Annotated in this window: 10 protein-coding genes; 7 read left to right on the top strand and 3 right to left on the bottom strand. The window is 44.0% G+C overall.

Annotation, left to right across the window (positions count from 1 at the left end):
• The first annotated feature begins 6 nt into the window (after positions 1-6).
• The 7 genes from mmsB to ACTD55_RS02015 all read left to right on the top strand — a co-directional run bounded on the left by mmsB (position 7) and on the right by ACTD55_RS02015 (position 10427).
• Positions 7-903, top strand: a complete 897-nt coding sequence (gene mmsB / locus ACTD55_RS02045; RefSeq protein WP_438862634.1) for a 3-hydroxyisobutyrate dehydrogenase — start codon at positions 7-9, stop codon at positions 901-903.
• Positions 904-906: 3 nt separating this feature from the next.
• Positions 907-1668 carry an SDR family oxidoreductase gene (locus tag ACTD55_RS02040; RefSeq protein ID WP_438862633.1) on the top strand — a complete coding sequence of 254 codons (762 nt, stop codon included), beginning with the start codon at positions 907-909 and terminating at the stop codon, positions 1666-1668.
• 233 nt (positions 1669-1901) lie between these two features.
• Complete coding sequence (locus ACTD55_RS02035; protein ID WP_438862632.1) at positions 1902-5939, top strand: EAL domain-containing protein; 4038 nt, start codon at positions 1902-1904, stop codon at positions 5937-5939.
• Positions 5940-6010: 71 nt separating this feature from the next.
• The gene (locus tag ACTD55_RS02030; protein WP_438862631.1) at positions 6011-6838 is read left to right on the top strand and encodes a putative RNA methyltransferase; all 828 of its coding nucleotides are present in this window, start codon (positions 6011-6013) and stop codon (positions 6836-6838) included.
• Positions 6835-7365 (top strand): D-glycero-beta-D-manno-heptose 1,7-bisphosphate 7-phosphatase, encoded by a 531-nt coding sequence (gene gmhB / locus ACTD55_RS02025; protein WP_438862630.1) that lies wholly within the window; start codon positions 6835-6837, stop codon positions 7363-7365. Before ACTD55_RS02030 ends, gmhB begins: the two co-directional genes overlap by 4 nt.
• Positions 7366-7419: 54 nt before the next feature.
• Positions 7420-8442 (top strand): LacI family DNA-binding transcriptional regulator, encoded by a 1023-nt coding sequence (locus tag ACTD55_RS02020; protein ID WP_438862629.1) that lies wholly within the window; start codon positions 7420-7422, stop codon positions 8440-8442.
• Positions 8443-8801: 359 nt separating this feature from the next.
• Positions 8802-10427 (top strand): alpha-glucosidase family protein, encoded by a 1626-nt coding sequence (locus ACTD55_RS02015; RefSeq protein WP_438862628.1) that lies wholly within the window; start codon positions 8802-8804, stop codon positions 10425-10427.
• Positions 10428-10480: 53 nt separating this feature from the next.
• Here the strand turns inward: ACTD55_RS02015 and ACTD55_RS02010 are convergent, their stop codons facing one another.
• The 3 genes from ACTD55_RS02010 to ACTD55_RS02000 are packed head-to-tail and all read right to left on the bottom strand — an operon-like array spanning position 10481 to position 12604.
• On the bottom strand, positions 10481-11002 hold the full coding sequence (locus ACTD55_RS02010; RefSeq protein WP_438862627.1) for a DUF1993 domain-containing protein: 522 nt from the start codon (positions 11000-11002) through the stop codon (positions 10481-10483).
• On the bottom strand, positions 10999-11901 hold the full coding sequence (locus ACTD55_RS02005) for a ketopantoate reductase family protein (protein ID WP_438862626.1): 903 nt from the start codon (positions 11899-11901) through the stop codon (positions 10999-11001). The genes ACTD55_RS02010 and ACTD55_RS02005 overlap by 4 nt, the downstream gene beginning before the upstream one ends.
• Positions 11894-12604 (bottom strand): TIGR01621 family pseudouridine synthase, encoded by a 711-nt coding sequence (locus ACTD55_RS02000; RefSeq protein WP_438862625.1) that lies wholly within the window; start codon positions 12602-12604, stop codon positions 11894-11896. The genes ACTD55_RS02005 and ACTD55_RS02000 overlap by 8 nt, the downstream gene beginning before the upstream one ends.

Below are 12604 nucleotides of genomic sequence, written 5' to 3'. Positions count from 1 at the left end.
CAGAATATGACACAAAAAATAGGTTTTATTGGGCTAGGCAACATGGGAGGGCCAATGGCGGCTAACCTGGTTAAGGCCGGTCATCAGGTCAGAGTTTTTGATCTACAGCAAAGTGCCATGGACAGTTTGGCGGCATTAGGGGCAATTAAAGCGGAGTCAGCCCGAGAGGCGGCACAACAGGCAGACGTGCTGATTTCTATGTTGCCTGCAGGTAAACATGTTCAAAGTTTGTATTTAGGTGATAACGGCTTGTTTGAGACCTTATCAGCGCAAACCTTAGTCATCGATTGCAGCACTATTGATGCAGAAACAGCGCAGCGAGTTGGTCAACAACTGGCACAAAAGGGCATCGCATTTATTGACGCCCCGGTATCGGGAGGCACTGCTGGTGCTGAAGCCGGTACCCTGACTTTTATTGTTGGGGGGGAACAAGACGCATTTGAACTGGCCCAACCGATACTGCAATGCATGGGTAAAAACACCTTTCATGCCGGTGGCCATGGCGCCGGACAAATTGCCAAAATTTGCAACAATATGCTGTTGTCAGTCTTGATGGCTGGAACCGCTGAAGCGTTACAAATGGGCATTGATAATGGTCTGGACCCTAAAGTGCTGTCGGATATTATGCTACAAAGTTCCGGGCGCAACTGGACACTGGAATTGTATAACCCATGCCCGGATGTCATGCCGAATGTGCCTTCGTCCAAAGGTTATCAGGGCGGCTTTATGGTCGATCTGATGAAAAAAGACTTGGGACTGGCTATGGATACGGCTAACAAAAGTCAATCGACGACACCAATGGGAGCGTTGGCACAGAGCCTGTTCAAGTTGCATAGTTTGCAGGGCAATGGACAACTGGATTTTTCCAGTATTTTTAAACTTTATTCCACACATCAGGATTAAATTATGGATCTTACCAATAAAGTCATTGCAATTACGGGTGCGGCGCAGGGGTTAGGCAGGGCAATGGCCGAGTCACTGGCAGAGCAGGGCGCGCATATAGCGTTAATTGATATGCAACCGGATGCGCTGCAGCAAACCGCTAAGGAACTACGCGAAAAAGGGATCCAAGCCGAATGTTTTGTGATTGATGTGACCGATGAAGATGCAGTAGAAAAGGGCTTTGCTAATATCGCCAGTACTTTTGGCCAGTTAAACGGCTTGATTAACAGTGCCGGCATTATGCGTGATGGCATGTTACTCAAAGTGAAAGAGGGCAAAGTAGTCGATAAAATGTCACGTCAACAGTTCCAGTCGGTGCTGGATGTGAACGTAACCGGCACCTTTTTATGTGCCCGCGAAGCGGCAGCGCAAATGATTGAAACCGCCAGTGAAGGGGTGATCATTAATATTTCTTCGGTATCTCGTGGCGGTAATATGGGGCAGAGTAACTATTCAGCATCAAAATCAGCGGTAGCAACCATGACCGTGACCTGGGGAAAAGAATTGGCACGATATGGTATTCGCACCGGTTGTATTGCCCCAGGTTTAGTCAATACGGCCATGGCGGCACAAATGCGACCTGAAATGCGCGATAAATTTTTGCAAACCGTACCATTGCGCAGACTGGCAGATGTCAGTGAACTAGGCCATGCCGCCAAGTTTATTTTTGAAAATGATTATTTTACCGGCCGCACTATTGAACTGGATGGCGGTACCAGAGTTTAACCAATTCCACTAACCCTCATTGCCATTGTTTTGGCAATGAGGGTGATAAAATGACGCTGTTCAGCAAGCCCCCTGTGATAATTCTTTTTAATAAAAATACATTTGTGTTGTTTTATGATGACTAAATATGCTTTTTTATTAATTAAATATGTTAACGTTATGTAAATCATCTCTATTTGGTGTGAGTATTGTGTTTCTACTCGCGTATTACAATCAAGATGGGAAATAACGCAATGTTTGAGAGGCTGACAAGTTTAAATATCGGAGTTCTTGTTGTTTTTACCTCGCTGCTGTTTTGTGTCAAAGCTGCCCCTTCGAATGATCTAGTTCGTCCTGCCAATCTTGTTAATTATTCGTTAAATGTACATAACCTGTATTTACAAGATGGCTTGCTGGATGATGCGGCTTATTCCACTGTTACAGATAAACAAGGTTTTCTATGGATAGGCACTGATAACGGTTTGCGCCGTTATGACGGCTATAAGTTAAAGCATTTCACTCATGATCCTGACGACCCAACTAGTTTAGGGAGTAGTCAGGCAGAAAAATTATTGATCGATCATAACGATGTGTTGTGGGTGGCCGGTAAAAAGTTAAGTCAATATCACCCCGCAACGGAATCTTTTACGGTCTTTAATGTAACCGATTTTAGAACGATTCATACGCTGTTTGAAGACATCGATGGACTGCTCTGGTTAGGCGGAGACGGATTTGGTCTTAAAGCGTTAGATCCTCAAACAGGCAAGGTTGTCCGTCAGTTGTTTGAAAGCGATAGTGGCTCTCATGATCGCGCCGTTATACAGCAAATCATTCAAGACAGTAATCCTGATTATTTATGGATCGCTTCAGGTGGAGGGTTGTACAAGGTTAATCGTGTGACTCTTGATTATCAGCGTTATTCGCTTCCCGGTGATATGGAAGCCGGAGTTAATAGTATTCGGGATTTGTTGATTGATGATAAGGGAACATTGTGGATCGCCTCCCATGAAGGCGTGATGGCAATGAACAGGGAAACTCGGCAAGTTAAACGTTATCGTGCAGGGGACGTAACTAAAGGACAATTAAGTTCGGACTCTATCTGGTCGATTTTTCAAGATTCTAAAGGACAGATTTGGTTTGGTACTGACAAGACCGGAGTGCATCGATATAACCCATCGGGGGATAATTTTATTTATTACCCGGCGTCCAATTCGGATAAAAGAGCATTGCCCGCCGCTTCGGTGTTTGACATCTATGAAGATCGACAAGATTCATTATGGTTATCATTTAACAATTTTGGAGTACGTCGAATTTCTCCCAGCATGGAAAAATTCTCAATTCTTCAACATAAAGATGGTGTTTCCAATAGTTTGGCATTGAACAATGTTCTGGATTTACACGAAGATGAGCATGGTCATATCTTCATTGCTACGGATGGTCAAGGACTGGACAAATTTGATCCTGTCACGGGCCTATACACCCATTATGTTCATGATCCCAACGATCCAAATAGTATTAGCAGTGATTCTGTCTTAGCAATAGCCGACGACAATCTGGGGCGAATATGGATTGGTACCTGGAACGGTGGCATCAATATTTTCGATAAGCAAAAGGAAACATTTAGCCATATAAAACGTGACTTTTCCCTTCCCGAGAATAAGCGGCTGGACAATAACAATATTTTTCGTATCGAGCCGATGGCTGATGGTCGCATGCTGTTAAGCGTGTGGGCTAGCGGTATGCAGATATATGACCCTGAAACCGGTACTTTTGAGTCGTATTTTCCTAGCAGTACAGGGAGTGAAAGTGGTGCTAAGAACTCGATGATTAATGATTTTGTTGCTGATGGAAAAGGTCATTACTGGGTTGCAGGGAATGGCGGATTACAGCTGTTTGATCCCGATAGCAAAACCTTTAAATCGTATGCCAATAGCAGCTTGTTTGACATTATTTATGATGTATATCCAGAGCCGTCAGGGGCATTATGGATTGCATCATCACAGGGTTTTTTCCATTTCGATCCGGTGACTGAAAAATTAGTGGCTTATTCAATGGAACAAGGCATGAGCGATAATTTTGCGGTTTCGATTGAAAAAGACGATGAAGGCTATATTTGGTTGGGAACCCGCTCAGGATTGAACAAATTTGATCCTAAAAGCCAAACCTTTGAAGTGTTTGATAGTGGCGATGGATTAGCCGGAATGCAGTTTAATCGTTATAGCCATTTACATACCAGCAAGGGAGAAATGTATTTTGGCGGGACGGCCGGAATAAGTCGTTTTAATCCCAATCATTTACCCCGTAACAGTTTTAAACCGGATATTGTTTTTACCGGCTTGGAACTGTTCCAAAAAACCGTAGTACCGGGTGAAAATGCACTGATACAACAACCGATCAATGAAATAAGAAAAGTGGTACTGAATTATGATCAACGAGATATTACCTTTGAATTTGCCGCACTGAATTTTATTTCATCGAATAATAATAAATATCGCTATAAGTTAGAGAAACTGGAAAATAGCTGGACAGAAGTAGACAGTAATCGACGCAGGGTGAGATATACCAACCTCGATCCTGGTCATTATACGTTTATGGTGGTTGGCTCAAATAATGATAATGTCTGGAACCCCACCCCTGCCACTATCGCTTTAACCGTCCTGCGCCCGTGGTGGATGACGTGGTGGGCGAGAACGCTATTTGCACTGTGTATATTATTGGTCACCATTATGTTTTTACGGTGGCTGTCATTAAGTAATGAGCGCAAAAGAATATTACTGTCAAAAATGGTGGTCGAAAAAACCCGCGAACTGGAAAAGGCCAACAGTACGGTACTGGAGTTGAATGCGGAGCTCGAATCCCGAGTCGAAAAACGTACCGCTGAACTTAATATTGAAATAACAGAGCGACGTACCGCAGAAGCTAAGCTTTTCCATATGGCATTTCATGATGCGTTAACCGGACTGCCCAACCGCTCATGGCTTATTCAACATCTGCAAGATTTAATCGAAAAAAATCAGGATCAGCAAGGTCCGACATTCGCCTTAATGTTTCTTGATGGTGACAAGTTTAAACAAATTAATGATTCTCTCGGCCACTCTGTTGGTGATCAGGTGTTAATAGCGGTGGCGCGCAGACTGGAATATTTGCTGCCTGAACCTTACCACGCAGTGCGGCTGGGTGGGGATGAATTTACCGTTATTGCCCAAGGTAATGTGACTGACAGAAACGTAAGGATGTTGGGAAAATCTATCGTCAATGCCTTTGAAACACCACTTGAGGTCAATGGACTGAAAGTACCATTTAGGCTCAGTATTGGCATGGTAATGGGTGGTCAACAATACACTAAACCGGAACAGATTCTGCGGGATGCGGATATTGCCATGTATAAAGCCAAGGAAATGGGGCGAGGCAATTGTCAGTTATTTGATAAAAGAATGCGTGAACAAACGATGGAAACCATCGAACTGGAAACCGATATTGCTCAGGCAGTCAGCAAGGGGCAAATGTTTGTGGTTTACCAACCAATTATTGATATGCCGAGCGGTAGATTAGTGGGTTTTGAGGCATTGCTCCGCTGGGAACACCCGCAAAAGGGATTTATCTCTCCCGAGAAGTTTATTCCGATTGCCGAAGAATCAGGACAAATTAATGAAATCGGTTGCTGGGTATTGGAGCAGGCTTGTTTGCAGTTAAAAGCGTGGCAGGATGATCCCGCTATAAAAACTCCCTTAACTATGTCGGTGAACATATCAACTAAACAGCTGCGTGGCGGTGAGCTCATCCAGCAGGTGAGTGATATTCTTGATCATATTGGCGTCTCGGGCGATTTCCTCAAGTTGGAGATTACTGAATCCGCCCTGATGGAAAATGCAGATACCGTCCGTCAGACATTAGAGTCATTGAATCTGTTAGGGATTGAATTTGCTATAGATGATTTTGGTACCGGCTATTCTTCACTCGCCTATTTAGAACAATTGCCGGTTCAGTTTTTAAAAATTGATCGGATGTTTGTTGATGCAATTACCGCAAACTTGTCAGAAAAGGGGGGAAATGCGTCTGAAATTGTGCGCGCTACCGTCTCTTTGGCGCATAATTTAAATATTAAAGTGGTCGCGGAAGGTATTGAAACCGAGCAACAAAGGGGTTTACTTGAACAATTTGGTTGCGATCTTGGTCAGGGCTTCCTGTTTGCTAAACCCTTACTGGCAGATAGCGCCAGACAGTTTGCCCTGGGGAATGTGGATAATGTATCGACATTGGTGACATTTACCAAACGCCGAGTCAGAAAATAGTCAGGTGGTTTTGCATCAAACGTTGCGGGTTGATATTCTGCCGACATTAAAGATGTTCCGAGAAAACTTCCATGTGGATCTGTCCTGCTTGCCAATTACCACTTACCCGGCATGCTCAACAATGGCAATGCGATAATCGACACAGTTACGATATTGGCAAGGAAGGCCATGTCAATTTATTGCTAGCCAATCAAAAAAACTCCAAAGATCCCGGTGATAATAAGGATATGATCAATGCCCGCCGGGCTTTTCTTGACGGCGGCTATTATCAGCCTTTGGCACAGCATTTGGCTGATTTGATTAGTCAATTTAGCCGTCAATATGAACTGAATGTATATGATGCGGGTTGCGGTGAAGGTTATTATTTAAATTTTGTATCCCGGCAATTAACTCAGGGTGGTTTTACTATTCATCCACAAGGCAGTGATATTGCCAAAGTGGCCATTCAAAAAGCCGCTAAAAAATATCCCAATGCTAATTTTTCAGTGGCCAGCAGTTTTCATTTACCGGTTTTGTCGTCTTCACTGGATGTGATTATGGAGATATTTGCTCCGGTTGATAGCGCTGAAATGCAGCGTGTTTTGAAGCCTGGCGGGTTATGGTTACAAGTTAATCCAGTTGGTCAACATTTGTGGCAGTTGAAACAGGCGTTGTATCAAACACCCCAAGTCTTTAGTCTGGATCCGGTCATCGCAGACGGGTTTACATTACTGGATCAGCAATCGTTGCAGTTTGAATTAGCCATCAATGAACTCGCTCAACGGGAGAACCTGTTGAAAATGACCCCCTATTATTGGTCTACTCCGGTGGATAAAAAAGACGCCGTACTCAACGCACTAAAACAGGTTAGTATTGAGTTTTCGGTTAGCGTGCTACAAAAATCAGAGGGAACTGAATGAAAAATAAGGCCGTATTTTTAGATCGCGACGGCGTAATCAATGTTGATCATGGTTACACCATTAAGATTGATGATTTTGAATTTATCGACGGTGTCTTTGAAAGTTGCAAAATATTGCAGGAGTTAGGCTATTTATTAGTCGTCGTGACCAATCAATCTGGTATTGCCAGAGGGTTTTATAACGAACAGCAATTGGCTGAATTACATCAGTGGATGGTAGAACAATTTCGCCATAATGGAGTTGATATAGCGGGGGTATATTACTGTCCTCATCACGCCCAGCATGGAAGTGGGGAATATTTACAAGCCTGCGATTGTCGTAAACCTCAACCCGGAATGCTGTTAAAAGCAGCGGCAGAACTGGATATTGACTTAAGCCAGTCAGTTATCGTTGGCGATAAAGAATCGGATTTACAAGCTGGAAAAAATGCCGGATTACAGAGTTTGGTTTTAGTCGGTGATAAAATCAGTCATAGTCGTTTAGCCGATGAGCAACATGTTAGTCTTGGCGATTGGTTGCTTGGCTGATTTGTATTTTCTGGGGTAAGATGTTGTCTAAATAGTCGTCAGAGCTGTACATTCATGAAATCCAGAGCCACTTCTTTTGATATTGCCTATCAAGCCGGTGTATCCCAGTCCACCGTTTCCCGAGCGTTGAGGGACAGTCCTCTAGTCAATCTCGAAACACGGCTTAAAATTCAGCAAATCGCCAAAGAGTTAAACTATAAAGTCGATAAAAACGCCAGTAATTTGCGCTCGCAACATACTGGAACTTTAGCGTTATTGTTGTTTGAAGATCCCACCAGTGATGACTCCCAGATAAACCCGTTTTTTCTATCCATGCTAGGCAGTATTACCCATGCCAGTGCCCGCCATGGTTATGATTTATTGGTGTCATTTCAGCAATTAAGTAATGACTGGCACGCCGATTATGAAGACAGTCATAAAGCCGACGGACTGATTTTACTTGGTTATGGCGACTATGTGGAATACGAAGAAAAATTGCTTAAGCTGGTGGAACAGAAAACCCATTTTGTCCGCTGGGGTGCTGTGCTGGAAGGGCAACCTGGTACCTCAATTGGTTGTGATAACTTGTTAGGTGGCTACCAAATGGCTAGCCATTTATTAGCCTTGGGTCGTCGAAAATTTGCCTTTCTGGGTGGAGCCTCGAGTCATTGTCCTGAATTTCTGGAGCGTTTTGAAGGTATGAATAAAGCCCTTGCCGAGCATTCTGGTCATCCGGCTTTGGTTAAACAAATTGATGCTATTAGTACCGAAGAATCAGGATTTGAGGCAGCTCAACAATTATTAGCCAGTGATGTTGCATTTGATGCTATCTGCTGCGCGAGCGACCTTATCGCAATGGGGGCTATTCGAGCCTTACGGGATAACCACATCGCAATACCACAACAAGTCTCAGTGGGCGGATTTGATGATTTGCCCATGGCCAGTTTTTGTAATCCGGCTTTAACGACTATTCAGCAAAACACGAAATCCGCTGGTGAAGTCCTTGTAGCGAATTTACTGGCGATGATTAAAGGGGAAGAAGTTAAACCACAACGTTTACCCACTTCATTGGTGGTGCGTGACTCTTGTGGTGGGTAATTAACAACAGTTACATACGTATTCAGGCCATCATTTCAGGCTTAAAATTCCAGTAATATGCTTTGATTGGTTACACTGTTGCAGTTAATTATGTGACCTCAAAAATGCGATAAAATTAGTGTAATTATATATAAATCAATAAGTTAAAGTTTAAACCTGTACTTTCTCCCGCGCTGATTTCACTCCGTAACGGCCTTCCTTTTGTGGTTAAAACTTGCTTACAAATCATTAATATACTGCATACGTATGCATATCCCGTAAGGGATTTAATTTGTCTGTAAGCGTGCATAATACGCTCATTAGTATTCCGACATTGTTATCAACGCATAACAAAAAATATGGATTAAGAGGTTGTGAGCATGGCAGAAACATCATGGTGGCGTGGAGCCGTTATTTACCAGGTTTATCCGCGTAGTTTGATGGATAGCAATAATGATGGTGTGGGTGATCTTCAGGGGATCATCAGTAAGCTGGATTATATTCAAAGCCTTGGTGTGGATGCGATTTGGATTTCTCCCTTTTTTAAATCCCCGATGAAAGATTTTGGCTATGACATCAGTGACTACCGTGACATTGAACCGGTATTCGGTCAATTGGCCGATATTGATGAGCTGATTGCCAAAGCCCATGCAAAAGATATTAAAATCATTATCGATCAGGTGCTTAGTCATACATCAGATCAACACGCGTGGTTTGAACAAAGTCGTCAATCTACTACTAATGATAAAGCGGATTGGTATGTTTGGGCCGATGCCAAACCAGATGGTACGCCCCCAAATAACTGGTTATCTATTTTTGGCGGGGGCGCCTGGCAATGGGATCCCCGTCGCCAGCAATACTATTTGCATAACTTTTTAACCAGTCAGCCAGATTTGAACTTCCATAATCCAGAAGTGCAAAAGCACGTGTTGGATAATGTGGAGTTTTGGTTGAAACGGGGAGTCGATGGTTTTCGTCTGGATGCGATTAACTTTTGTTTTCACGATCAACAACTGCGCGATAACCCGCCTAAAGCCGAGAAAGATCGAACCGGTCGGGGCTTTAGTCCGGACAATCCCTATGCGTTCCAATATCATTATTACAATAATACCCAGCCAGAAATGCTCGGTTTTATCGAAAAATTACGCAGTTTAATTGACCGTTATCCTGATAAGGTGACCTTGGGAGAAATATCTTCTGAAGATTCACTATCAACCATGGCCGAATATACAGAAGGTCAAAATCGCCTGCATATGGCTTACAGTTTTGAATTGCTAACCGATGACTATTCAGCGGATTATATTCGCAATACTGTTGCAACATTGGAAAAACAGATGTCCGATGGTTGGCCGTGCTGGGCAATTGGTAATCACGATGTGTCACGGGTTTTGTGCCGTTGGGGAAAAGGCAAGGGCAATCTGGACATGGCCAAAATGCTTAATACCTTATTGTTCTCATTACGGGGCAGTGTATGCAGTTATCAGGGGGAAGAACTAGGCCTAACCGAAGTTGAGATAAGCGAATCGCAGTTGCAGGATCCCTTTGGTATTGCGTTCTGGCCTCGGTTTAAAGGCCGGGATGGCTGTCGTACGCCATTGCCCTGGGACGAAAACCAGCCCAATGCCGGTTTTAGTCAGGCAGAGCCCTGGTTGCCTATTCCTGCCGAACATAAAAGCAAGGCGGTTGCTAATCAACAAGGTGTAGAAGATTCAGTGTTAACGGCTTATCAGCAATATCTGGCATGGCGTAAGCAGCAGCCCGCAGTGCGTTGCGGCAGTATTGAGTTTATTTCCACTGACGAGCCCGTACTGGCATTTTATCGGCAGTTTGAGGATCAAAAGTTTATCTTTGTGTTTAACCTTGAAAACGACCCGCTAAATTACACATTGCCTGAAACCGCTACCGCTGACTATCGCGTACCGGCCATGCAAGCTCAATGGGCCACGTTGCAAGATAAGCAACTTCACTTACCAGCTTATGGCGTGTATATCGGCAAAATTGCTTGAAATAGGTCCCGCCAGTGAACAGAGCAATGGCAATTTGACCTCATAATCCGCTGTTAGCGGTGAGTGTTTTCAAAACTAAACCCATCCGGATAGTGATGATAGCCGTCAAAATCTCCTTTACTGAGCGGCACCCCTTGTTGCCTCGCAATGGCGTATACCATGCCAAGGTGGAAGAAAAAGTTTGGTTGGGCGTAATACGTCAAAAACTCTTCCGCAGGTAAATTTAGTGGGTTAAATCCGGCTTTATCCTGAATGGACAGGCCGATTTGGGGAACCCTTGAAGACGCATTAAGTAATGTCAGGTGCTCCAGTGTCTGGGCAATTTGTTGATGTAATCCGGTAAAAGAATCAGTCTTGTTTTCAAAGGTGACGGGGTCTTGGCCATATAGCGGGCAACATGCCCGCAAAGCAAAATTTGCCGTGGTTCTCACCTGATTAATCAATGGCAACATATCCACACTCAATCGGGCATGCAAAATATCACTGTCGCCCTGTTCAAATTGTTCAATTTTCCACAGCAGTTTATCTAGCTGATGTAAATAATAAATAAAGACAGGGATCGGCTGGTAGGTCATAAGGTTTTGTTACCTCGATTGTTTTGTATAGCAAGGAGTTGCTCCATCAGTTGCTTTATCACCGGAATATTGATGGCTAACTTTTCCGCCTGCTGGACTATATAGCCATTGATGTAGTCAATTTCCGTTGGGCGGCCTTCGACAATATCCCGATTCATCGATGAAAAGTTGTCGGCAGTGGCGGCAATAACACGATCAATTTGCTGGCGTAAATTGTCGCTTGTTTGGCACAGTCCCGTTTTATTCATAACCGCAGCAACTTCCTGACAGATGGCACTGATGGTGGGGGAGAATTGCGGATCTTGCAGTTTGCCATTAGGAATATTGTGAATCGCCGTCAGAGGATTGATTGCGGCGTTGATGGCTAACTTATTCCATAACGCCAGTTGAATATTGTCCTGCCATTGGCAAGGCCCCAGAATCTGATTAAAAAGTGATTGTATTGCGGATTGAATGTCCGCATCAGGATGGCTAATCCAGCCTAACTGAGTTGTGCCCTGACCGGTTTCGATAACCGAATGGTTGGCTGGTTTAAACGCAGCATAGCTGGTAATGCCGGCAATAATTGGATTGTGTGCAAAGTGCCGTTTGACCTGTTCGATGGTGCCCATGCCATTATGCAGTAGTAATATGGTTACATTGGCTGGCACATCCAGTTGCTGCAAACAGGACAATATGTGGTAAGCCTTAAGTGGCAAAACCAGTACATCATTAGCTTGGAATGCCGACAGGTTAGGTGGGGTGAAATCCCATTGCCGTTTGTTGGCTTGATGGACGTATTTAATGTTTTTAGGCTGGCCTGAACGGGGAATTACGGCATAACAACAGCGATGTTGTTCACAGTGAGCGGCCAATAGGGAGCCTATCGCGCCTTGTCCGGCAATGACGAGTCTAACCATGATGCAGTTCTGCGTTGTGTGAGGGTTTTATTTTAGGCCAGGCGAGTAATTGTGGCTGGTCAAAAGGGGCAAGCAATTGTTGCTGTGCCATACGGATATAGTGTTCGCCTTGCTGTGGCTGACAAGATAATTCGATATGTTGGCCTTGATACACAAAAGCTAACGCATAAGCATGTAAATAAGTACGATCACTATCCAGCCCACCGTAAAGTGTGTCACCTAAAATAGGGGCGCCTAAACTTTTTAGCATAACTCTGATTTGATGGGTTTTACCGGTACGGGGTTTAATTATAATTAAGCGCTTGCCGTCAAATAAGCCCTGACTAAAAAACTGACTGATGGCCGGGTTGGTTTGGCTGGTGGTTAATATCCATTTGCCGTCTCGTGACTTCTTCATCTCGCCACTGACCGTTCCCTGTTTTTTAGTCGGTTTTTTGGCAGTAATCGCCAGATAATATTTGTCAATTTGTCTCTGGGCGAATAGCTCACCAAAAACCGCCGCGGCCTGACTATTTCGGGCCAAAATCAGACAGCCTGAAGTCAGTTTATCCAGCCGGTGAACTAACCATAATTTATCGATTTGTAATTGCGCGTAAAGTAGCGGCAAAATGCCATCGTGCAGTTGATCTTTATGCATACCGATGCCGGCTGGTTTATCGATAATATAAAAATCAGGGTGGCTGTGCAGAATGTCAATTTTCAA

The sequence above is a fragment of the Neptunicella sp. genome, from assembly GCF_048268085.1.
Lineage (GTDB): Bacteria > Pseudomonadota > Gammaproteobacteria > Enterobacterales > Alteromonadaceae > Neptunicella.
Note: the sequence above shows the minus strand (reverse complement) of the source record. Positions and strands in the feature narration are given on the sequence as shown.